At 40.8% G+C, this 24,586-nt stretch carries 20 protein-coding genes; 15 read left to right on the top strand and 5 right to left on the bottom strand.

Annotated elements, in window-relative coordinates; genetic code table 11:
* Positions 1 to 29 precede the first annotated feature (29 nt).
* On the bottom strand, positions 30 to 956 hold the full coding sequence (locus tag ACIQXP_RS06365; protein WP_387505070.1) for a helix-turn-helix domain-containing protein: 927 nt from the start codon (positions 954 to 956) through the stop codon (positions 30 to 32).
* Between the two features lie 581 nt (positions 957 to 1,537).
* Here ACIQXP_RS06365 and ACIQXP_RS06360 point away from each other — a divergent pair.
* Positions 1,538 to 1,717: a histone H1 gene (locus tag ACIQXP_RS06360; protein WP_057933955.1), complete on the top strand. Its 180-nt coding sequence runs from the start codon at positions 1,538 to 1,540 to the stop codon at positions 1,715 to 1,717.
* Positions 1,718 to 1,827: 110 nt separating this feature from the next.
* Here ACIQXP_RS06360 and ACIQXP_RS06355 read toward each other — a convergent pair whose 3' ends face one another.
* Positions 1,828 to 2,553, bottom strand: coding sequence for a LytR/AlgR family response regulator transcription factor (locus tag ACIQXP_RS06355; RefSeq protein WP_387505071.1), 726 nt, complete (start codon positions 2,551 to 2,553; stop codon positions 1,828 to 1,830).
* Between the two features lie 883 nt (positions 2,554 to 3,436).
* On the opposite strand from ACIQXP_RS06355, the gene ACIQXP_RS06350 reads away from it, so the two are divergent.
* Positions 3,437 to 4,414 carry a helix-turn-helix transcriptional regulator gene (locus tag ACIQXP_RS06350; RefSeq protein ID WP_293741169.1) on the top strand — a complete coding sequence of 326 codons (978 nt, stop codon included), beginning with the start codon at positions 3,437 to 3,439 and terminating at the stop codon, positions 4,412 to 4,414.
* Positions 4,415 to 4,615: 201 nt separating this feature from the next.
* Here the strand turns inward: ACIQXP_RS06350 and ACIQXP_RS06345 are convergent, their stop codons facing one another.
* Genes ACIQXP_RS06345 through ACIQXP_RS06335 form a run of 3 tightly spaced genes read right to left on the bottom strand, consistent with a single transcriptional unit; the run spans position 4,616 to position 7,393 of the window.
* Entirely contained in the window at positions 4,616 to 5,503 is an 888-nt protein-coding gene (locus tag ACIQXP_RS06345) for a heme ABC transporter ATP-binding protein (RefSeq protein WP_387505072.1), read from the bottom strand.
* A 10-nt stretch (positions 5,504 to 5,513) separates the two neighbouring features.
* Complete coding sequence (locus ACIQXP_RS06340; protein ID WP_293741167.1) at positions 5,514 to 6,557, bottom strand: FecCD family ABC transporter permease; 1,044 nt, start codon at positions 6,555 to 6,557, stop codon at positions 5,514 to 5,516.
* The gene (locus tag ACIQXP_RS06335) at positions 6,554 to 7,393 is read right to left on the bottom strand and encodes a heme/hemin ABC transporter substrate-binding protein (RefSeq protein ID WP_387505073.1); all 840 of its coding nucleotides are present in this window, start codon (positions 7,391 to 7,393) and stop codon (positions 6,554 to 6,556) included. Before ACIQXP_RS06335 ends, ACIQXP_RS06340 begins: the two co-directional genes overlap by 4 nt.
* Before the next feature lie 330 nt (positions 7,394 to 7,723).
* Between ACIQXP_RS06335 and ACIQXP_RS06330 the strand changes: the two genes are divergently transcribed.
* The 13 genes from ACIQXP_RS06330 (at position 7,724) to ACIQXP_RS06270 (ending at position 24,575) form a co-directional block, all read left to right on the top strand.
* A complete protein-coding gene (locus tag ACIQXP_RS06330; RefSeq protein ID WP_387505074.1) occupies positions 7,724 to 8,452 on the top strand; it encodes an HmuY family protein in 729 nt (242 codons plus the stop codon).
* 5 nt (positions 8,453 to 8,457) lie between these two features.
* Positions 8,458 to 9,216, top strand: coding sequence for an HmuY family protein (locus ACIQXP_RS06325; protein ID WP_293741164.1), 759 nt, complete (start codon positions 8,458 to 8,460; stop codon positions 9,214 to 9,216).
* Positions 9,217 to 9,245: 29 nt separating this feature from the next.
* The gene (locus ACIQXP_RS06320; protein ID WP_387505075.1) at positions 9,246 to 10,211 is read left to right on the top strand and encodes a hypothetical protein; all 966 of its coding nucleotides are present in this window, start codon (positions 9,246 to 9,248) and stop codon (positions 10,209 to 10,211) included.
* A gap of 88 nt (positions 10,212 to 10,299) precedes the next feature.
* Complete coding sequence (locus ACIQXP_RS06315; RefSeq protein ID WP_387505076.1) at positions 10,300 to 10,887, top strand: hypothetical protein; 588 nt, start codon at positions 10,300 to 10,302, stop codon at positions 10,885 to 10,887.
* 191 nt (positions 10,888 to 11,078) lie between these two features.
* Complete coding sequence (locus ACIQXP_RS06310; RefSeq protein WP_387505077.1) at positions 11,079 to 12,056, top strand: DUF5018 domain-containing protein; 978 nt, start codon at positions 11,079 to 11,081, stop codon at positions 12,054 to 12,056.
* Positions 12,057 to 12,062: 6 nt separating this feature from the next.
* Positions 12,063 to 13,343 (top strand): S41 family peptidase, encoded by a 1,281-nt coding sequence (locus ACIQXP_RS06305; protein ID WP_387505078.1) that lies wholly within the window; start codon positions 12,063 to 12,065, stop codon positions 13,341 to 13,343.
* Positions 13,344 to 13,375: 32 nt separating this feature from the next.
* A complete protein-coding gene (locus ACIQXP_RS06300) occupies positions 13,376 to 15,736 on the top strand; it encodes a TonB-dependent receptor (RefSeq protein WP_387505079.1) in 2,361 nt (786 codons plus the stop codon).
* Between the two features lie 27 nt (positions 15,737 to 15,763).
* Entirely contained in the window at positions 15,764 to 16,330 is a 567-nt protein-coding gene (locus ACIQXP_RS06295) for a biliverdin-producing heme oxygenase (protein WP_387505080.1), read from the top strand.
* Positions 16,331 to 16,722: 392 nt separating this feature from the next.
* Positions 16,723 to 17,337, top strand: coding sequence for an RNA polymerase sigma factor (locus ACIQXP_RS06290; protein WP_293741157.1), 615 nt, complete (start codon positions 16,723 to 16,725; stop codon positions 17,335 to 17,337).
* 146 nt (positions 17,338 to 17,483) lie between these two features.
* On the top strand, positions 17,484 to 18,602 hold the full coding sequence (locus ACIQXP_RS06285; RefSeq protein ID WP_387505081.1) for a FecR family protein: 1,119 nt from the start codon (positions 17,484 to 17,486) through the stop codon (positions 18,600 to 18,602).
* A gap of 275 nt (positions 18,603 to 18,877) precedes the next feature.
* Positions 18,878 to 22,210, top strand: coding sequence for a SusC/RagA family TonB-linked outer membrane protein (locus ACIQXP_RS06280; protein ID WP_387505082.1), 3,333 nt, complete (start codon positions 18,878 to 18,880; stop codon positions 22,208 to 22,210).
* Positions 22,211 to 22,244: 34 nt separating this feature from the next.
* A complete protein-coding gene (locus tag ACIQXP_RS06275; protein WP_387505083.1) occupies positions 22,245 to 23,735 on the top strand; it encodes a RagB/SusD family nutrient uptake outer membrane protein in 1,491 nt (496 codons plus the stop codon).
* A gap of 30 nt (positions 23,736 to 23,765) precedes the next feature.
* Positions 23,766 to 24,575, top strand: coding sequence for a DUF4843 domain-containing protein (locus ACIQXP_RS06270; RefSeq protein ID WP_387505084.1), 810 nt, complete (start codon positions 23,766 to 23,768; stop codon positions 24,573 to 24,575).
* The last annotated feature ends 11 nt before the right edge of the window (positions 24,576 to 24,586 follow it).

The following is a 24,586-nucleotide window of genomic DNA, read 5'->3' as shown; positions in this document are numbered from 1 at the left end:
GTTAGACTACAAAATGGTTATTTGGCGGGTTAATAACTCATTTCCTGTGCAAAATAGGCAGTTGGCATTAATCCTGTTTCCTTTTTAAATGCATTATAAAAAGTGGCTTGGCTTTTAAAGCCAGCTTCTGATGCCATGGCTTCGATGGTTATTTTATCTGATTTTATGGGATATTGTTTTAAAAAATGATCAATCCGGTAACCGTTTATCCAATCGCGGAAATTTTTGCCGATGTGTTTGTTGATTACAAAAGAACAGTGATGGATCGGCAGGTTAAGTTTTGCCGCCAGGTCCATAATCTGAAAATCGTGAAGGAGGTAGAGCTGCTCCCTTTCCATTATTTCTTTCATGGCGAGGGCATAGTCTGCCAGCTGCTCATCTAAAAGGTTAAACTTTTTAGCTTTTGAAGGGCTAGCTATCGGATTTTCTGTTTTTAAAGGAACTAATAGGTTATCAGTGCTGTTTTCCCCGGCTTCAGGTTTTTTAGTCCAGTTTACCGCCACCAGCAAATAGCCATAAAAAATATAAGGCTTGTGAAGCGTATACCACAAAATAAGCAGCAGGGCCAAACAGTTTAATACGATAAAATAGGTATTAACATACGGTATATTCAGGTATTTTAGCATAAAGGGTGCCAGCCCAAACACCTGAAAAAAAGTCCCGATCCTTAGAAAAAAGATAATCCATTTTCTGCCTTCGCTATCGAAGAATTGTTGAGGTTTGTTTTTGAGGCGGATTACCGCAATCCAACTGGCACATAAATAACCAATGACCATTAGTGGCCTAAATATATAATGGAAGTATGGCGGAAAAAGCCCCGTTTTTACATTCAAAAAGAAGTATCCTTTCTGGGCTAACTGGGTTCCCACCAAATTCCAATCAGGGATAACGGAAAGATGCCAGGGGATAACATGAATAACGGCCAGTAAGGCTGGTATAAAATGAAGCCATTCCATTTTTTGTAACCGTTTACGGTGCTGAAGAAAGCCTGTAACATATAAATAAAAACAAGCTGGGGCAGCATAATAAAACGGTGTAAACGTTTGATGGAAGATAGCCAAAGCCTCGGGTTGACCGGCTTTGAAAAGCAACGAGGTGAAGATCTGTCCGAAACGTGCGAAAAATACAAGGGAAAGCAATAGGTTTAAAAACCTATTCCCCTTTTTCGCAAAAAAGAGATGTATGGAGAATGTGAGTAGTAATAAACAAGTGGTACAAATGAGAAGATTTAACGACTGCATATCTCCAACCAAGATAAGACATAATTACAAAATTAAATGGCTCGATTTTAATTTTTTTGACTACAGCAGGCACTACCCTTAAAGCGTTAAAAATGAGGAAGCTTTTGTGTGTTGAGACAGCTATTTTTGTTGCCACACTTCGTTAATGCACTGTTTTTTTGAGGTAGTTTGTAATAATGATGTAGCAAAAACGTTAGTTTAACTTATAAAAACAATAGTTTTGCGGCCCGTTTATTGCTAACGGAAAGTGATATTATTTAACTAATGGATGTAGATCATCCTTATAAAAGAAAATTATGGACAAATTTAAAAAAGTGCAAGATTTAATCTCTTCAGTTGAAGCAGACGTAACCAAATTTTATGATGGCGGTAATGCAGCTGCTGGTACACGTGTACGTAAAGCCATGCAAGACTTAAAAGTTCTGGCCCAGGAAATCAGAGCTGAAGTAACCGATAAAAAAAACAGCGCAAAATAATTGACCGCTTAAAAGAGAGGTTATATCATAAAAGTGATGAAGTTTTATGATATAACTCCTTCTTCCCGATCTCATCATTCGTGCCCTGCACGTTATGTGATACGAAAACCTTATTTGCTTCTTTTGCTGGTTACCAGTTTATCAGCAAAAAAATCACGGAAATCATTGTAGTACAGATCGCCAACGTTAAAGCTGGTTTGGTTCGAAAGTGTGACCCTTGTACCTTCAACATGTGAGATATGATTGATGGAAATAATATAACCTCTATGCAATTGAATAAAGCCTTTTTCTATATTTAGCTGTTCTTTAACATCTTTCAGGCTTAAATAAGCAATAATCACTTTTTCTGTTGTATGGATTTTAATGTAGCTGTGAAAACTTTCAAAAGCTATAATGTCTGCATATCGTACTAAAACAGCTTTATGTGCTTCAGATTTATTCTTGACGAAGAAGTAGGATTCCTGCGCAAAATCTTCTATTTCCTCTCCAAAAACACGGTTTAGCGTTAAGGCAAATTTAGCATATCCGTAAGGTTTGAGTAGATAAGCATCTGCCTCTGCTTCGAAAGCTTCATAGGCATATTCTGCATGTGAGGTAGTAAAGATCAGTTTTCGTGTTTTGGAGCGGATTGCTTTAGAAAGTTCAATGCCTGAAAGCTGTGGCATTTCAATGTCCATAAATATTACATCTACCAGATCGATATTTTTCAGTTCGCTCAAAGCTGCCATCGGATCAGTGTAGCTAGCCAGGAGTTCCATATTTGGCGTATCTGCTATATATTTTTCAAGACCCAATATCGAGTTTTGCTGGTCATCAATGGCTATACACCTAATCATTTGTTAAACTCCTTTTGCATATATAACGAAATTACACCTTTTCGCTCTGAAAATAGAAAATTTATCCTGTATTACCTTGAATTTTCTTCTTTAGATGTAATTTATATGATGAAATTCCATTATTATATGTCAGAGCGCCTTTTAAATTTCATAATTAATGGAATTCCTGATTGCATTGACCTTAAAAGTTAAAGAGGTTATATTGAAGGCAGTTTAACTGATATTTATTTGCTTTGTTCGAAAGGCGGCAACATAAATGGTATAAAATACAGGTAGAAATGGCGGGGTATTTTGATAGTTAACCGTGGATTCAATTGCCAATTTCACCTATCCATAACGAAAATACACCGATCTATGTAAGTTAGTACTCAAAATGAGTGCAAAATGCGATCTTAGTTAGACATAAAGAAAAGTGCCTCAATTTTTGATGTATCATTTTCATCTTGAGATTGATCACCATACTAATATCTACCTATTAACTCATCAGGTTTAAATTATCTCTCTTTCCTATCTAAATCAGCGCTCTTTTTTAGATAGGAATTTTTTCCTTCAGGTCTTTTGCTGAAATTCATTTCAATTTTGTTAGTGCGGATAACAGAACGCTGTTTTACACAGATTTTGTGAGTTTATCCTATTGAGTTCATCTTTGTTTATCTGATTTAAAGCCCTCTAAATAAAAGCATTTAGGTAATTTTGTTCAGGTTGGCACCCCTAAAAAGAAGGCCCGTTAAGCACGCTAAAAGGTCAATGAATATACGATTAGCTAACGCGTTAGCATCGATTTCGCGATTAGATGATCATTAATAACAATCCTTATTTAGAATTAATATAAATAATAATATTATATTTGTCTGTTAAGTGATTAAATGATAACCGACCTGAAATGATTGTAAAGGCAAGACTAGCACATCAAAAAGATTTTCTGTTTAGCGAAGAAATTCCAGATCGGTATGTGCCTGATCATCGATTGTCAGAAAAATCAATAGCCATTAAGGACGCTCCTGTAGCCATCAAAAACTATCAGCTATCTACCAATGGCCTGTTCCTGGTGCACGCCGAGATGAAATTTGATGGTCCGGCCCGCATCCTCACTGAAGTAGAAGGAGAGGCCATCACCTGTCAGTTTATCTTTAGCCGCAAAAATACTTCGGGAATAGGTAATCCACCAGCTAAATATGGATTGAGCAGACATAACATCAGATATATCCCCTCGGCAAAAGCAGCTTATGATGTGAAACCGGATGCAGAGTTTGTATATTTTTTGATTGTTCTTTCAAAAGATTATTACCTCCGCCTGGTTGATCTGTATTCTCCCTTACATGAACAGTTTGTACAGGAAATGGAAAAAGGAATATCAACCTCTTTTGCGGATCAGGATCTTTTTATGACACCAGAAATGTACAGGGCGATTGATGCCATTATTACCTGCAGGCAGGACGGAGAATTGAAACGTTTGTTTACTGATGCGCGCATTACTGAGCTGATTATGTATCAGCTGGAGCAGTTTAATCAGCACCTGCAGGGCGGCCGGGAAACGCTGCTTGATCGCGATATTCCAAAGCTGGAAGAAGCCCGGGAAATTTTGGAGCGCGATTATATCAATCCGCCAACCCATAAGCAACTTTCAAAGATGATATTGCTGAACGAATTTAAATTGAGAACGGGCTTTAAAAAATATTTTGGCAGTACCATTTACGATTTTGTAACCCGCCTGAGGATGGAGGAAGCCAAAAGGTTGATTTTAGAGGAAGGAAAAAACATGTACGAAGTAGGCGTAAATATCGGTTTTAAACATCAAGCCAGTTTTACTAATGCTTTTAAAAAGTATTATGGGATTTTACCCAGCGATTTGCGGCTCTGATTCGATAAGCTTAGCCCCATATTCTTACTTTTTGCACCGGTAATACCAATGGCCTGGCTTAGTTTTTAGGAAAGTAATAGTGGATGCGGAAATGTTGTTTTTTAAATGTGGAATCAGGATAGCACGATAGGCGAAATGAATAATTAGATTGAAGCTTTTGAATGGTATTAAGTCATTTTTATTTTTTATAGGAGCAAAGATTTACAAGTGTACAGATTGGATTGTCGCCAATTCATCGATATTGGTATTTGCAAAATTATCAATGGGCTGCTCTGCAGCTTGCAGGTTGGAATTGAACTTTGCGGCATCAAGTTTAATTTCTTTAGGTACAATAACTGTTTTTAAACTGCTTTGGTCTGTATATGCCTGGGCGTGAATGCCGAATGCCGTATATATGTGCTGAGGTGTAAGCACCTGCGCGGGGGAACCATCCCACCATTTGCGGCCATCTTTTAAAATGATCAGCCGGCTGGCATATTGGGCAGCAAGGTTAACATCGTGCAGTACCACAATAATCATGTAACCTTTTTTAGCCATCGCAGCAGCGATAGACAGCGTTTGATGCTGAAACTGCAAGTCCATATTGTTGGTCGGCTCATCTAACAGCAATACAGCATCCGGGTTATCCCACAGTTGAGTCAAAACCCTGGCCAGGTGTACCCTTTGCTGCTCTCCGCCTGAAAGGCTAAGCATCGAGCGGTCTGCAAAATCAAGCAATCCGCAAAGTTCCATCGTTTCTAATACTGCAGTCTCGTCGTTTTTTGCAGATGGTAAGCCTTTAAAGCCATACCTCCCCATCATTACTACTTCTTTCACGGTAAAAGCCATGGTAAACGGGTTGTGCTGTTGCAGGTACGCCCTTTTGTTGGCCAGTATCTTTCGCTTATAATCCCTAAGATCATCTCCATATAGCATAATGCGTCCGCTATCGGGCTTCCGTTCACCAGAAAGTAAGCGCATCAGGGTAGACTTTCCGGCACCGTTCGATCCTAAAAGCGCAACCATTTCGCCCGGCCTGACGCTAAACGATATGTCTTTTAAGAGGGGCCTCTTGTTCAATTTATAGGTAATGGATTCTACTCTAAGCATAAACCGATAATTAATTAGCTAATTTCTTTTTGTCTTTAATGAGGATGTAAAGGAAAACGGGACTACCCATCAGGGCAGTAACCACGCCTATTGGCAATTCGATAGGCTGTACGATTAATCTCGAAACCAGATCTGCCACGGTGAGTACCAACGCGCCCATTAATGCTGAGACCGGAAGTACAAAACGGTGGTTTACACCGCCAATTAAACGTGAAAGGTGGGGGATGAGTAAACCGATAAAACCGATAATGCCCGAAACGGCAACCGACGCACCCACGGCCATGGTGGCCATTACCACGACCAGGATTTTGATGCGGTGGGGGTTCAGGCCAATCAGCTCAACCTGGTTTTCGCCAATGGCAAACAAATTTAAACCTTTGGCTAAACACGGGAGGCCAAACACGGCAATACATACGAAAGGAAACAAACAACCTACATTTTGCCAGGTGGCACCGCCCAGGCTACCCATCATCCAGAAAGTAATACTCCTCAGCTTCTGCTCATCGGCCAGGTAGGTAACCAATCCGGTTAACGCACCTGCCATGGCATTAATTGCAATACCAGCCAGCAGCATGGTCGGAACATTGGCCTGTCCGTTAACCTTCGAAAGGTTGTACACCAGCATAGCCGTAATTCCTGCGCCGGCAAAAGCACCAAAGGCCAAAAGATAATAACCTAAGAGCTGGCTTAAACCAGAAAATAAAAAGGTTTCAAAAGCAATAATCAGTACTGCCATTAAAGATGCACCTGCAGATATACCCACCAGGCCCGGCTCAGCCAGTGGATTCCTGAATATACCCTGTATGGCTGCCCCTGAAACGCCGAGAGCAGCACCAACCAATATACCCAACAAGGTACGTGGTAACCTGATCATCATAATTACGCTCTGGTTAATACCATGATCGCTATTTCCAAACAGCGTAAATCCCAGGTTATGGGTCAACGTGTCGATCACTTCTTTTATCGGAATGCGCATGGCGCCTGAAGCAAGCGAAAAACAGATGGAAACCAGTAAGCCTGCGCTGAGTAATGTATATATTGATAACCGTCTCATTGGAAAATTTGACTGTTTAAGGCTTTAACGGCTTCGGGTAAGCGGTTGCTAAAATTGATGAGCAATGGACCATTCATCTCCACGATCCTTTTGTTTTTTCCGGCGTTGGTATAAGCTACACCAGGGAAATTTAAAAAAGATTCCTTTCCACCTAAACTCTTTAAACCAAAATCAAACATCAGAATCACATCTGGGTTGCTTTTAATCAGCGCCTCTGTGGTATAAGGTTTAAAATCGCTAAACTCCTGTATCGCATTTTTGCCACCGGCCAGTTTGATGAGGGCGTCTATGCTGCTCCCTTTTCCGGCCACATTCATGGTGCCTACCCCGCGCGCATAAATAAATAGCACTTTAGGCACCTTAATGCCCTTTTTTAACTGATTCAATGTATTACGGATTCGCAATGTGGTTTGCTGTGCAAGTTGTTCACCCCGGGCTTTATCGCCAATGGCTGCCCCAATCTGCCTGATGAATTTGGTTGCACCATCAACCGAAAATTCCTGGCGGACGGGAATTACGCGGATGCCTAATGATTTAAACTGGTAGAGGTTTTCTTTTGAAAAATCCCCTTCAGGAACCAGCACAAGATCTGGCCGATAGGCCATAATGGCTTCAACAGAAAAAGATCTGTTCCTGCTTACTTTCGGCAACCTGTTAATTTCTTCGGGCCATACGCTGGTCACGTCTGTTGCCACTAAATACTTGCCATAGCCTAAGGCATATACGGTTTCACTAATCGCGCTGCTTAAAGTAATGATACGACTGGCCTGCGCCTTAACTACTTGCAGACCAATTGAGAAATAAATGATAAGAATTGTGACGTAATATTTTTTCATGCTTAAACCTGCTACTTGATGAGACAAAAAAAGTGTTTAATTAATCTAAATACAAGTGTTTCAAATTGAAATTAAGTAAAACTTAGTTATATATTTTTGATAAAAAGTAAAAGCTTTTTGTGTTTAAATAACTGATATAAAGACGTTTGTATCTTATTTTACTAAGGTTTTTCTGTTGATTTGAGCAAAGGCGGGATTGAAAAAATACGTTTTGAACAAAATAAAATACGGATTGCACAAATTAAAATACGGATTGCACAAACCATTTATGACGCTTAATTTGGATGTTTGCAGTGTTCTTATTTAGAATGATTAAAAATAATAACACTGATGAAAAATAAACTATATCCACATAAGGTTGGCAAAAACACAATTGCGGTGGGCCTGTTGCTTTTAACAGGGGCTTTTGCTTCCTGCAAGAAAGATGAAATAGACCAAAATAATATTTTACAGGATGGTAAAAGCATTGTGATTACCAATCTGGCTGGCGATACGCAGGCGGCAATGGGTAGTGGGACTCCAGGTAAAGAAGTCCGGCCTTTTCATATTTTTCTTTTCCGATTGAGGGATCAGAAACAGATCTGGATCCGCAATGCAGCCGATACATTACAATGGTTAAAAACAAAAGATTGGGATTTAGCTTTTACCGGGCCATATAACAGTGAGGTTTATGTAAACGATAAAGCTTATCCATATAACCCTGGTTTTGGAGGAATGGCCAATAGTGCTGTGATCATGTTGGAACAAAGTTATGATACAGTTGTGCAGGCGCCAACTGATGAGGCTTTTGATACCAGCGATTTAACTAAAATCGGTTGGGCATCATCATCCAGCTCCAACGGGTGGTTTTTTTACAGCCTCAATACACATATTATGCAGGCCATTCCCAACCGTACCTACGCCATCAGGCTGCCTGATGGCAAATATGCCAAACTCCAGTTAATTAATGCCTATAAGGGCAATCCGCCAAGTGTTACCGATTTAAACTGGCCTGCACCTTACTATACCTTCAGATATTACGTGCAGCAGAATGGAAGCAAAAATTTACAGACCAGATAGAGAAGATGAATACAGTGATTAACATAAACAAAAATACGCTTAAATGGGCCTCAGCCTGTTTAATATGGAGTTTACTTTTTACCGGTTGCAAGAAAGAAACAATCGTTTCGCCTGGGGCAGAAAAAGAACTGCCAACCCATACCGAAGGCGGTACACCGTATTATAAACTGCAGCGGATAGAAAATTTAGCCGTGGAAACGGATGATGCGAATCCAACGGTAGCGCCAACAGCTGTTTTGTTCAGTTTAGAAACCAGGGCCGTTGTTCCTTTATTGTATGCCAAAACCAACCGTTGGGATATTGGCTTTAATGGACTTTACAACAGTTTTCTAAGTAGCAATAATGGTCAGTCTTCAAATAGTTTAGGCGCAGGAAGTACAGGTACGGGGGCGATTGCCATATTGCAAAAGCCTTTTGAGGAGGTTACCGATGTGCCGGCAGATGCTACATTAAGCATCAATAAAAGCATTGGTACAGACGATGAAGGTGATTTTGGCGAAGGAACGGGATGGTACCTATATGATTTTGGCGGTACCAAGAGAGGGGACGGAAGTTATAACAAACAGCATGTTGCTTATGCCATGCCCGAGAAACGTACCATTGTTGTCCGTACAGCCAAAGGCGATTATGCGAAGATCAAAATGATCAGCTGTTATAAGGATGCCTTTACTGCAGATAAATGGTTTAGAAACACGCCACACATGTATTTCACTTTTGAATTTGTAATGGTGCCAAAGGGAAGTACAAAATTCGAAGTTAAATAAACACACACGCTATCAATATCCATATTAAAATGAAGAATAAACTAATGCAATTGATTTGTATCGCATTAACCGTTGCCACGCTTGCAGCCTGCAAGAAAACAATAGGTCTGGAGCCCATCCCTGCAAATAAAATCACCGAATTTAAAGTTGCCGTATCAGACGGAGATATTTTCGGTGCCATTGATGAGACCGACAAAACCATAACGCTTTATTTACCCTATTACTACGAACTGGATGTGATAGAGCCGGTTATCAAACTTTCGGCAGGGGCTAAGTTGAGTGAAACGCCTGCTCCTGTGGCGGTTTTGGATGCCCAAAAAACATATACCGTCATTGCAGCCGATCAAAGTACTTCTACCTACAAACTAATCATTAAACTTAATCAGATCTCACCGTTGTCACTCACCGAACTATCCACAGCCACCAACACCTATACAATGGCAATTGGCGGGTATGATGTACGGGTGCAAGGTAATTTTAATATCGCTGATGTTAAAAAGATCAAGGCCTATCTGGTAGATAAATCCAATAAGGAATATGAGTTGGCGCCTAGTTTGGCACTGGGTGTACCAGGCGTATCAGTAGCCATGATCGGTGGTGTTAAAACTTATACCTATGGTTATTTACAGGTTCCGCAAACTCTGGATACCGGAACTTACAAGGTGAGGGTAAAAGTACAGGCCTTAACTGCAGAAATGAAATATCCGGTAAAAGTTGTTTATGGCAGGCCTGGAATTAATTACGGACCGGTTACCGTTAAACAGGGAGAGACGTTCAAGATCAATTCATCGCAGACGATATTACATGATTTCAAAGAATTTTATATCATGGTAAACGGACAGAAAACGTTATTGCCCATTGTTTCCTACACCCGTACCGAAGCTACTATCCGTGTTCCTGATACTGTGCCGCCAGGCGTGTATACACCAACAGCAGCTTTTGGAACCTGGCCATTGCTTGGCCTGAACTGGGCAGTTACTGTTACGGCCAAATAACATCCATTTACCATTATCCACTTGAAAAACGATTGGGGAGATTATTCCCGTTTACATAACAAAAATCATAAATCTTAAAAAAATGAAAATGAAATTTTTAAAACTGACTTTCGCTGTTGCAACTTTAGCCATATTAGGAACTGCCTGTAAAAAAGATGCTGTTCAACCCGATAACAAACTTACTTTACAAAATACAACTGCTACGCTGGCTGTGGGCGCTACGGAGGCGGGTGTGGTCACCAATTCATCAACTTCACCTACTACATGGACTCCGGTTGGATACGATTTACTGAACAATGTGGTGGCAAGTACTGGCAACCAGGTTAATTTCGACAGCAACTTTAACGGAAACATTACCATTGCAGGTACCAATAACCTTGGTTATTATGATTCTCCGTTAGTAACCAATGTCAGCGGCATTACTTTAGCTGATGTTTCTTCTGTTACATTGGGTGCAATAAGCACTTTGGGCAACAATACCAGCACAACCGTGGGCTGGTATAATTACGACAGGATTAACCGTACCATTACACCTGTGGCGCAAAGATATGCTGTAGTGGCTAACGGTTCAACAATTGCCGGTTCTACCAGGCTTTATGTGGTTCAGCTTGATGGGGTAACCACCTCTGGTACCTATAATACCACCGTTAATTTCCATACTAAGCGATTAAAATAAGGAATAAATCAATCAGGGGGAATCCTTGATTGAAATTGAATAGAAAAAGGGACGAAAACACGACTTATCGTCCCTAAAAATCATAAATAAACCCAAATAAGGGAATAATCCCAAATCGTTTTAAAAATGTTAGCCTTGGCTAAGACCATATTTGCGGGTCTTAAAAAATGCAAATCTAATAATTATTGATTATGAATACAATATATAAACGCTTCTCTTCCAGTTCGTATTATCTTTTAATTTTATGCCTGTTCAGCATATTCGGTGCGTGCAAAAAGGAATATGAAGATTATCCTTACGCCGACATTTTGAGTTTTACGGTAAAAGATGCCAACGGAGAACCCGTTAAAGCCGTAATCGATGAAAAAAACCTGATTATATACTGGCCGTCGGGGCAGCCTGTACCAGATCACATTACGCCAAATATTGTGGTATCCGAAAGGGCAAGTATAAGTCCGGCTTCAGGCCAGCGTGTGGCTTTTGAGGAAACGACTAAGTTTGTGGTGACGGCACAAAACGGCACGACCAAAGCTTACCTGATCAAAAAGGTAATCAATCAGCCACTGCTTAAGGCCGATATAACCGGAGGGGTTTTTGTCTACAATTCCAAAAATTTTGCGATAAAAGGGAAAAATATAATCATCAGTGGTGATAATATCATAGCGGATAAAAATCAGACCAAAGTTTACCTGGTCAATACAGCTAATAATACTGAAACACCGTTAACTATAGGAACACTGACCCCAATAGCTATAAATGTAACATTAGATACCGCAATACCGGACGGTATCTATAAGCTAAAGATTATTTCAGGGCTAAGAACTGTGCTGCTGGAACGGACCTTTGGTATAACTGCCGGCGCTCCTTTTATAAGTTTCCCGGAACTGGCTACTATAAAAACCACTTTAAAGCTCGGAGAAGAGTTTACATTGAATGGGGTAAACAGGATCGAATTGATCAATAAATTTTCAATCCGGCATGTAGCGAGCAAACAGTTTTACGATCTTACAATCAAAGAGGTTAAACCTGGTCAGTTAACCTTAAAGGTGCCGGAAAACCTACCTTTTGGTCAGTATGATCTATTTATCTATTATTATCCGGCAGGAGAATATTATGCTGCAGGTAGAATATCAGATTATTTTGACGACGCGATTACCATTATTAACTAGCTTGCAGTGCAACGTTACATTAAGTTATATATTACGCTACTCCCGCTGATGCTGACAGCGGCTTCAGCCTGTAAAAAGGCAAATGTTGCTGTTGATGAGGCCGATGAGATTTTTTCGCCTACAACAGGTACGCGAAGCCAGCTGACGCTCGACTCTATCTTTTTATACGCTAAGCAGGTATACTTATGGAACGATGTACTGCCTGGTTATGCCGAATTTAATCCAAGGCAAAGATATGCAGGGGTCGGTTCTGACATCACCATGTTCAGGAAAGAACTATTTGATATATCGCAGCTTAAAATAAACCCGGCTACCGGTCAACCTTACGAGTTGCCCGTATATTTCGAAAATCCAAAATATTCCAATCTTCAGGTGGGGAAAAATATCCCCGGCAGTACTGCCGGCGTTACAAAGCCAAACACTGCTGTGCTTGCCAGTACATTGATTGCCAATGCCAATACAACTGTGGCTTACCTGGCTTTGGCTTCGTTTCCTCCACTAAATAATAGTAAAGCAGCTTTGGACCAGGTTTTTTCTGAATTTGAGGCAGCCAATCCAAAAGTTATGGTAATTGATCTGCGAAGCAACGGTGGCGGTTATCTGGAAACTGCAGAATATGTAGCTGATTTGATTGTGCCCGCCAGCCTGAATGGTAAAGTAATGTACAGCGAGGTATTTAACCCATCCATGCAGAACGGTAGCGCAAAAATACTGAAACACCAACCTTATCTGGATGCGAATGGAAAAACAACCATTTACAGCGGCCGCGTGGCTACGATGGCTGATGTAGATTATTCTATAGCCGGTAATACGTATAAGTTTAATAAAAAGGGAAATTTACAGACTATCCAGGCTGTTTATTTTATTGTTTCAGGCAATACTGCATCGGCCAGCGAAATGCTGATCAGCAGTTTAAAACCTTATTTTGATGTCAAACTGATTGGAGAGAAAACCTATGGCAAGCCCGTTGGCTTTTTCGGCATCAACATCGATCAATACAGTGTTTACCTGAGCAGTTTTTTGATTCAAAACGCCAATGGCTGGTCAGATTATTTTACAGGCATGCCACCGGACGTTGCTGTGAAGGGTGCAGATAATCCTGTTTTGGGTGACCCGGCTGAAAGTTGCTTAAGTGCGGCCTTGCAACTGATTAATGAGACAACAAAACAAACGATAAACCTAAGGGGCACAACAGCTAAAATGATTACAGGTAAAAATGATCTTTCGCAACCTGTTGCAAAAGAAAGCATTATGTTCGAAAACAGGTTAAGGTTAAGAAAACAATAAGATAAGGCAAAAAAAGCTTAGCCACAATAAATATGCTTAAACTATACGCTGTTATATTTTTTCTTCTGTTTTGCCAGTTTAAATTGGCCGCACAGGATGATGGAATTTTAAAAGGCACCGTTACCGACAATAAAGGTAATGCTTTACCTGGTGCAACCGTACGCCTCGAACCGGATGGACATAACACCGAGACAAACGAGCAGGGAAATTTCAGTTTCACGAAGCTGTTTACCGGTAATTACCTGATCACGGTAAGCATGGTTGGCAAAGCAAGTTACCAGGCCAATATTAAAATTACCAAAGCTGTTAATCACCTGATGATTAAACTATCAGATGAAGAGCAAGAACTTAACGAGGTGGCCGTATCTGAAAATCGTGTTGCTCCTGATCATCTGCTGAAACTGGAACGAAGTGCCATGCCGGTTACAGTAGTCAGCAGGCGTACCATCGAACTAATGGGCAGCCGAAGATTGGATGAGGTATTAAAAGAGCAAACAGGCATTGCCATTGTAAACAACATTGGCGGCGGTGCCCGTTCGGTTGGCGTACAGATGCAGGGCTTTAGTAGCGAATATGTAATGATATTAATTGATGGACAGCCTATGGTTGGTCGCAACAGCGGAAATTTTGATTTATCCCGGATCAGCGTTTCCAATATCGAAAGGATTGAGATCGTTAAAGGTGCCTCGTCTTGTCTCTTTGGCAGCGAGGCCCTTGGCGGGGCGATCAACATTGTTACCCGCTATAGTGCGCTACAGCCGCAGGCATTAATTGCAGCCAGTTACGGAAGTTTAAATATAACTGATATAACCCTGGAGGGCGAAACACCATTTGCATCGCAACGGGGGGCGGCCAACCTATCTGCAAATTATTACCGTACCGATGGTTTTAATACCAATCCAAAGTACATCCGGCAGGGAACTACAGCACCGCCTTATGATAATTATGCTTTGCAAGGGAGGGTGAGGTACCGTTTGACTCCAGGCAGTACGCTGGGGTTTAGCGGCAGGTATGGCTTAAGGAAATCGTTTATGTCTAAAGATTTTGGTTTGAGCATTATCTCCGGCGACAGTCAGGACGAGCAGGATTTAAATCTTTCAGCCACTTTCGATCATCATTTCCGGTCAGGGTTGCGCAGCATGAGCCGTTATTATTATACCAATTTCCGATCAGATCAAAGCGTAGATTGGCAGCAAACGCATAGTAGTATAACCAAAGATGTTTTTGTGCAGAACCTACATCGTTTTGAACAGCAGTTTGCCTACGGCTTGAATAATGATCTTAAATTTACAGGTGGTTTGGGGGGAAGCGTCGAAATGATGAACGATGTTTCACTAACCAATCCGGGTTCGGTAAACAATGCTTTCGCTTTTTTACAGGGCGATTGGCAAATGAACAGGAACCTTGGATGGGTTGCAGGACTACGCTACGATTTAACCAATGCTTATGGCAGTAAGCTGAACCCCAGTTTTGGCCTGCAGTATAAGATTATGCGGACATTAACGTTGAAGACGGGCGCCGGCACAGGATTTAAAGCGCCGGATTTTAAATCAAGATACCTGGTGTTTTATAATCCGGCGGCTAATTATCTGGTAATCGGCAATGAAGTGCTGAGGCAAACATTAAATAATTTAGATAAGCGGGGACAGATCAGTGAGATCAGGACTTTTCTGCTTAACCAGCTCGATCAGAATTTGCAGGCAGAACTAAGTACATCCTTAAACCTGAGTCTGGAATGGAAACCTAAAGACAATATTAAGTTGGAGGCAGGTGTTTTTCAACATAGTTTACGGAATCAGATCAACAGTATACAGGTAGCAACGGGTACCGGAAATCGTAATATCTTTACCTATCAAAACCTGCCAAAGGCTGTGAATAAGGGCGTAGATTTGGCTTTTGCCATTAGTCCGGTTAAAAATCTGGAGCTGAGTGCAGGTTACCAGTACCTGATTGCCAAAGACCTCAGTGTAATCGACAGCATTGAAGCAGGCCATTTTCCCTACAACCAGAACATCCACGATCCGGCAACCGGAAATTCTTATGCACCAAAATCTGCTGATTATTGGGGGATCGAGAACCGGTCGCGGCACATGGCCAACTTCAAGGCATTTTATAACTACCGTCCATGGGATGCCGGTTTAAATATCCGGATCAATTACAGGGGTAAATATCCATTTGGTGATCGGAATGGAAACCAGTTTATCGACCGTTATGATACCTTTGTAAATGGCTTTTGGATGCTCAATGCGGCTTTTGAAAAGAAGCTGATGAAACAACATTTAAGCATCAGGCTTAACTTAGATAATATTTTAAATTATACCGATCCGCTTATACCGGGGCAGCCCGGAAGAATTGTACTGGCAGGATTAACCTATCGTTTACATAAAGATTAATTATTCAATTACCATTAATTACAGCACATGTTAAGTACCAATATCAAAGAGGCTACCAAAGTTGCACATCAAAACTTAGAGAAACAGGTTGTTTTGAAGTTAAAAGCCATCAGGAACAATGTAGATTATGCAGATCTCCTGAAACATTTTTATGCTTATTTCAGCCATATTGAAAAAACCATCAAACCATATATTACCGAATCCATCCTGCCTGATTATGCGCAGCGTAGAAATTCGGAGTATATCAAAGCTGATATTTTGGAACTTGGTAGCGATATCTCCGGGCTACCTTATACAACGGTACCAAAAATCGAAAATACGGTGCAGGCATTAGGCGCCTTATATGTACTGGAAGGTTCGATCATGGGGGGAAGCATCATTGTAAAAATGCTCGAAAAAGGAGGAGTTAACCAGGGCGTTTCTTTCTTTTCCGGCTATGGTGAGGCTACGGGAATGATGTGGGGCAATTTTATTGCTGTTTTAAATGCGCATGCCAAAACTGAACAAGAAGAAGAACAGGCCATCAACGCTGCAAATGAAACCTTTAAACATTTTGCCCATGTTTTCGAAAAAGAAAAGGCCGATACGGTTTAATCTAAAGTGATGAAATAGCCCCGAAGAAAATTGATTTTCCCGGTTACAGTAGTTGAACAATAATCTTTTAAACACACTAATGATTCATCTTGATTGGGAGCGCAAGGCCTTTATGTGTAGGGGAGTGTGTTCCCGTCTTTTGCTTTTACGCTTCGCTGCCTCGTACCTCGTTGCTGCAGGGTAATGCTGCAGCCGGGGCTAAGTGGCCTCGGCTGCGTTTTATATTAAAGGTGGAAGGGCGCATAAAACTTGCTCCTAAACCCGAGGGGCAGTATCCCGATTTTAAATCGGATTCATTTAGTGCCTGTCCCAAAATAGGGCGATGCCATGTAAAAAAATGATAACAAAAGCTAATTAGAGCGATAACAGCCAGCGTGATACAATGAAACCGATTGTATTGTACTATCTTTGTGTTGATCTCTATGGGTGTTTACCGTTCATATTCTGACAGCGAATTGGCATACTTGTTAACTCAGGGTGACGAGCTTGCCTTTACCGAAATTTACAACCGCTTTTATGGATTACTTTTTATCCATGCCAGCAGGCGTCTAAATGATGATGAAGAAGCGAAAGATGTTTTGCACCAATTGTTCGAGTCGCTTTGGGTTAAACGTATGCAGGTAGCGCCTGATGGTAACCTCTCAGCCTATTTGTATACCGCCGTACGTAACCGTGTGCTGGATGTATTTGCACATCAAAAAGTAGAAAACAGATACGTTGATTCTTTGCAGGATTATATCGATCAGGATCATGTACTGACCGATTATATGGTACGTGAAAAACAGATGGCTAGGTTAATAGAACAGGAAATTGACGCTTTGCCGCCCAAAATGCGCGAAATTTTTATTCTGAGCCGTAAAGAAAATAAATCTCATAAAGAAATCGCCCTGGAATTAGGTCTTTCTGAATTAACGGTTAAAACACAGGTTAAAAAAGCACTTCGAATTCTAAAATCGAGATTGGGACTGGTTATTTATGTGGCTTTTTTGTTTAAAAATTATCACTAATGTTCTTTTAGTGAAATTAATTCATGCTTTTTTTTGTTTAGTTGAGGCTGTCAGTAAATTATTTTAAAAAAAATATAATTTACTGATACCCCCAGGCCTATACCTTCGCCGTATATACATTAATCAGACCAAACAGATCTTTTTAAATGGAAAAAAATGCTAGAAAGCTTTTAGATAAGTACATTTCAGGTAATTGTACGCCGGAGGAGATGGCTGTTGTGGAAGATTGGTATCACCAGTTACCATTTGAAAAAAATGCACCCCAACATTCCGTTATAGCAGCAAGCAAAAAGGAAGTTTGGAACCGCTTAAACCGTGGCCGAAAATCATTAAAATTGGTTACTGTTAAATGGATTGCAGTCGCTGCAAGCATCATTTTATGCCTTAGCGTTGTGTTATATTTTGTTACGCGGCATAGTGCTGCTCCTTTAACGGCTAAAGCCGAATTGAAAAATATACTTCCAGGTAGAAACAAAGCGGTACTTACGCTGGCAGATGGAACTATTGTTAACCTGGATGATGCTAAAAACGGTCAGATTGCGGATCAGAGCGGCATTGTGATCAGGAAAGCAAAAAACGGTCAGCTCGAATACATCATTAAAGAAATCCCGAATGCAAAGGTAACCGGATCAAATACGATTACTACACCACGTGGGGGAACATATCAGGTAAATCTTCCTGACGGAACGAAAGTTTGGTTGAACGCAGCCACAACCTTAAAATATCCGTATGCTTTTGCAAAAAATGAAAGACTGGTGGAGTTAAATGGCGAAGCCTATTTCGAGGTTTCAAAGGATCGTGCACGTCCTTTCAGGGTAAAAACAGCGGCACAAACGGTTGAAGTTTTAGGTACGCATTTTAATATCAACGCCTATAGAGATGAAACTGTTGTAAAAACTACGCTGTTAGAAGGCGCCGTAAAAGTGAGTACACCATCGGGTTCGGTAAATCTACACCCGGGCGAGCAGTCGCTATTAAATGCTGCCAGTGCCAGGTTATCGCTGAATGAGCAGGTAGATATAGATAAAGAAATGGCCTGGAAAAATAATGTTTTCGCTTTCGATAACGACGATCTGCAGAGCATTATGCGCCAGATTTCACGTTGGTATGATGTAGATGTAGTTTATCATGGCAAAATTACATCGGAAAAATACGTAGGAGAAATACCAAGAAACAGCAACCTTGCGGAGGTTTTTCAAATATTGGAACTTAACCACGTTCATATTGATGCTAGAGGCAAGGTGCTTACCATAACAGGAAATTAAATAAGAATGGCTTCTCTTTAAACAGCCGCAAAATCAACCAACCAATTCACAAACTAACTAAACTTTATGATGAAAAAACTACCAGAAATTTAAACGGAATACCTTAAAAAAAACCGAAAGCGTGGCAACGCTTCCGGTAGAAATTTGGACAAGCAGCTTGCTTCGAAACCCAGCTGCTATTTTTTAACCTCATTCATAACAAAGGTATGAAATTAACTACCCTTTACAACCCCGTGTGCGACATGCGGAGGGTAAAGACTAAAATTTTATTGGTCATGAAATTGACTACAATCTTACTATTGGTAGGTGCCTTACATTTGTCGGCAGCCACCTATTCGCAAACAGTAACGCTCTCTCGAAGAAAAACCTCGCTTAAACAGGTTTTTAAAGAGATCAAAAAGCAAACAGGCTATTTTTTCTTTTATAAGGGGCAATTGCTGCAGGATAAACCTGAGGTCACGGTTGAGTTTAATAACACATCACTCACCGATGCACTGAACGCTTCTCTAAAAGATCAAAATCTGAGCTTTAACATTGTTAACAAAACCATCGTAATCAGCCCGAAAGAAAATTTACCGGTTGTTGCAGCGCGGGTAGCAGTAAAAATCGAGGTAAGGGGTGTGGTTGCTGATAAGGCTACTGGTGAAACCCTTCCCGGCGTTAATGTTTCGGTTAAAAACGGTGCCAGTGTAGGTATCACGAATGAAAAAGGTGAATTCAAAGTCAATGTTGATGATGGAAGCATTTTGGTTTTCAGTTATGTAGGCTATGAATTATTTGAAACCAAGGTTACGGGTACTAAAACGTTAAACGTTAAGCTTACTTCGAAGATGACCCAGATGAACGATGTGGTGGTTACCGGTTATCAAACCATTAAAAAGGATAACTACACCGGTAATGCAGTAACCATATCCGGAGAACAGCTGAGAAGGGTAAATCCACAGAATTTGCTGCAAAGTATCGGCACTTTCGATCCCTCCTTTAAACTGATTGACAATAACCTCGCGGGTTCAAACCCTAACCGGATTCCTTCCATCAATGTGAGGGGAGCTTCTGCGCTGCCCAGCGGTGACGGGCAGGTGCTGAGAAGAGATGATATTCTTGGAACGGCGAACATGCCGGTTTTTATGCTGGACGGCTATGAAGTGAGCGTGCAAAAAGTATTTGATCTCGACGTGAACCGGATTGCATCAGTCACCTCCTTAAAAGATGCTGCTGCAACGGCAATTTATGGTTCGCGCGCGGCCAATGGTGTAATTGTAATTACCACTAAAACGCCACTGGAAGGTAAACTGCGTGTAGAATATAACTACGAACTGAATCTTACTGCGGCAGATCTGACCGATTACCAGGTTTTAAATGCTGCTGAAAAACTGGATTACGAAGTTTTGGCCGGGTTGTATAGTTCTTCTAAACAACAGGTGCCTCAAGATCAGCTGGATGAAATTTATTACCATAAAAAAGCCAATGTTGTTGGCGGGGTAAATAGTTACTGGTTGTCACAACCGTTGCGCAATACTATAGGTCATAAACATGCTGTAAATCTTGATGGCGGTTCGCAGGCATTTCGTTACAATGTAAACCTTCGCTATCAAAACAGGCCCGGAGCGATGAAAGGCTCTGAAAGAGATCAGTATTCGGGTGGAATGAGTTTTCAATACAATGTGAAAAAACTTCAGTTCAGAAATGAATTATCCGTAACACAAGTGGGTGCTACAGAATCTCCCTATGGCGATTTTTCCAATTATGTAAGGATGAATCCTTATTATCCATTAAAAGATGCCAATGGTATGGCCATGAGGATTTCGGACGTATACGAAAAGCAGGACAGATCAAAAGAGTATGTATTTAACCCGTTGTTCGATGCCAATTTGAGCAGTTTCAATAAATCCAAATACACCGAAATTATTGATAACCTTTCTGCCGATTTAGAAGTGGCAAAAGACCTGAGGTTGAGGGCGCAAATGAGTTTAACTACACGAGCTAATTCCGATGATATCTTCACCTCGCCACAAGCCAATAAATATTATTTGTATACCACCGATAAAATTGATGAAAAAGGGGAGTATACCAACAGGGAAATGAAAGAAACCTATTGGGACAGTAACATCAGGTTAACCTGGTTAAAACAGATCGGTGGAAATTATTTTAATGCTCTGGTGGGTGTGAATGCCCGTACAGAATTGCGCGATCAGAAAGAATTCACGGCTGTAGGCTTTGCCAACGATCGTTTTACAAGCATTGGCTTTGCCAAAGGTTATGCAGAAGATGGAAAACCACAGAGCAGGCTGGAAAAGGCCCGTTTATTCGGTTCGTTTTTTACAGTAAACTACTCCTACAAAAACCGCTATCTGATGGACGGGACCGTTCGTATTGATGGTTCTTCAAAATTTGGTGTAAACAATAAACTCGCTCCGTTCTGGTCGTTCGGATTAGGCTGGAACGTACATCAGGAAGAATTTCTGAAGAATAACCCTGTAATCAGCCAACTGAGGATAAAGGCATCTACAGGGTTAACCGGTTCGGTAGAATTTGATCCTTATTTATCCAAAACCATCTATAAGTATAACACCGGAAACTGGTATTCATCAGGCATAGGTGCCAATGTAAACAGTTATGGTAATGAAAATCTGGGCTGGCAAAAAACCAGGATGACGGATATCGGTGTTGACATTGGGCTGTTTAAAGACCGCGTAATGATTTTGCCTAGGATATATAAAAAGTTTACCAAAGATATTCTGGCCGATATTACATTGCCACCGTCAACAGGGTTTTTGTCTTATAAAGAAAACCTTGGCGATATGGAGAACAAAGGCGCTGAGCTGGGTATAAACGTTGAGGCGGTAAGAAGCAAAGAGTGGTCGGTAAACCTGAACGCTAATATGGTTACCAATAAAAACAAAGTGGTAAGAATTTCAAACGCCTTAAAGAAATACAATGATCGGGCAGACGAACTACAATCTTTAAAGCCGAATGATGGAGGTTACAGGGGTATTCCATTGCTTAGGTTTAGCGAAGGGCAACCATTTAATGCCATTTATGGGGTCCGCTCTTTAGGCATTGATCCGGAAAATGGACGTGAATTATACATCAAAAAAGATGGCACGCTGACGTACGATTATGATAAAAGAGATTATGTGGTAATTGGCGATCCTAACCCTAAAGTGAGCGGTTACTTTGGCGGTACCGTTAATTATAAAAGGTTCAGCCTGTATGTACAGTTTCAAACTTTTTTTGGAGGCGATAAATATAACCTCACCCTGGTAGAACGTGTTGAAAATGCCGACCCAAGATATAATGTAGATAAAAGGGTATTTGAGCAAAAATGGAAGCAACCCGGCGACTTATCTTTTTATAAGAACATAGCAGATAACGGCGAAACAGATGTCAGCTCAAGATTCATACAACCTGATAACCTGATCAACCTGCAGTCAGTTAACCTTTCTTATGATATGAATAAAAAAATCGCATCCAAATTGTCGATGTCAAGCCTGATGTTTCAGGTAACGGCAAATGATGTACTGCGTTGGTCGTCGGTAAAAGAAGAAAGAGGGATTAACTATCCATTTACCAGGAGTTTAACCTTCTCTATCAGAGCAGCTTTCTAAGCGATATTAATTAACGGATTTAAAATATAAAAATATGAAGATTAGATTGTTGATCTGCCTCATCGTAATAGCAGGATTAGCGAGCTCCTGCAAAAAATGGCTGGAAGTTGAGCCGGAATCAGAAATCGCGGCACCCATTTTATTCAGTACCGAAAGTGGTTTTATGGAAGCCATAAACGGCGTATACAACCGCAGTACAGAATCAGATTTGTATGGCAAGGAACTTACCTTTGGTACAACCGAAGTACTGGCACAAAATTTTTCGATGCGTGATGATGGTCAGGATTACAGGCAAACCTCGCTGTACAACTATAAACATGGCGAATTTATTAAACGGAAGGACAAAATTTGGGCTGGTTTATACAATGCAATTGTAAACTGTAACCTGATTCTGGAAAACGTGGATGCAAAAAAGAACATTTTTAGCGGCAGTAATTATGCCATTATAAAAGGAGAGGCGCTTGCTTTACGGGCTTATCTGCACTTCGACTTATTACGTCTTTTTGCGCCTTCTTACCTTAGAAATCCCACCGCTAAAGGCATTCCGTATGCAAATAAATATACCAAAGAGATTACGCCAGTTTCAACTGTATCAGAAACGATTGATCTCATTATTAAAGATCTGGAGCAGGCTAAACAATTGTTAACGGCCGATCCGATTCGCAGTGCCGGATATATTGTAAACTATCCTTTAGTTACGGATACACTCAAAAATACGGAAGAGCGCAACCCAAGTCTGTTTTTACAGAACAGAAGGCACCGTTTAAATTATTTTGCAGTATGTGGTACGCTTGCCCGGGTATATCTTTATAAACAGGATAAAGTTAAAGCCTTACAGAATGCAAAAGAAGTAATTAACTCCAAAAAATTCCCCTGGACGGCAAAGAGTGATTTTGAGGCATTCGAAGATTCCAAAAAAGACCGTATTCTTTACAAGGAACTTGTTTTTGGATGGTATATACCGGGCGCCGCAAAAGAAATCAAAGACAATTGGTTTCAAAGTGGTACACGAGGCTTTTACCTGATTGAAGATGCTGCGGATTATATTTATGAAAAGGCTACCGCTGGCGCAAGCGACTCGCGTTATAAATATTGGTTGTCTGCTACCTCGAACCAATCATCACGATCTTATGATATTATTAAATACCGTCGAAATCCGCTAAGCGCTGAAGCAAATGCAAACCTTCATTATTTGATGGCTCCTGCCATCAGGCTTAGTGAAATGTATTATATCGCCGCCGAATGTTCATATGCAGGTAATCCAACCGAAGCTGTAAATTACCTTAAGCAGGTTCGCGAAGCAAGACAGATTGGCGATCCTTTATCCATCAATAGTGAAGAAGACCTATTAAAAGAGCTGCTGAAAGATGCACGTAAGGAATGGTTGGCAGAAGGCCAGTTGTTTTACATGTATAAAAGGCTAAACAGGGGTATTGTTGGCCAGACCGGGGTAATCATTCCGGCTTCCGATAACATTTTCGTACTTCCTCTCCCTAACGATGAGGTGGTTTATGGAGGAAGGTAAAACAATTTGAATTTTTATTAATCGAAAATTATGAAAATATACATATTAATATTCGCAATCATTTGTCTGGCTTCCTGCAAGAAAGCAGAAGAAATGCGTTTCGATCATAGCGCAAATGTGTACTTCGATATTTATAACGGAGATAAAGACAGCATCGTAAGAACATTTGCTTATAACCCTACACTGGCGCAGGATACCGTATGGCTGCCGGTACGCCTATCTGGCATCAGAACCAATGCAGATCGCAAATTCAGTGCGCGCGTAGAGGCCGATTCTTCTACCGCTACGCCGGGCTTACATTATGAGGTTTTGAAACCGCAATATTCTATTCTTCCGAATAAAGGAACAGGTTATATTCCGGTGGTGATTTATAATAAAGACCGGCAACTGGAAAACAGATCGGTTTCAATACTGATCAAACTAACCGGAACGGCGGATCTGGGTATCGAAAACCCTTACTTAATCAGGGCCAAAGTAGTATTCTCATCCAAATTGGAAAAACCAGGCTGGTGGGATACCTGGCCGTTACCCCCTTACTCAAGAACCAAACACGAATTGTTTATTCTGGTAACAGCGCAGACTTCTCTTACTACCGATGGACTTGATGCCCCGAAAAACCTGTATTATATCGGTTTATTGACCACCATGTTAAACAATCCATTTAACTGGGTAGCTAAAAATGCCACCAAAGGTTATGTTATCGAAGAAGTGACCCCAGGCGATACCAATAGCTATTACTTCTACAATAAGAGCAATCCGGCTAAAAAAACGCTTTTAAGAAAAAACATGCAGAACGGTAAATATTATTTTATAGATGAAAATGGCAATGAGGTTATTTAATTCGAAGAACA

The sequence above is a fragment of the Pedobacter suwonensis genome (genome assembly GCF_044762335.1).
GTDB lineage: Bacteria > Bacteroidota > Bacteroidia > Sphingobacteriales > Sphingobacteriaceae > Pedobacter.
Note: the sequence above shows the minus strand (reverse complement) of the source record. Positions and strands in the feature narration are given on the sequence as shown.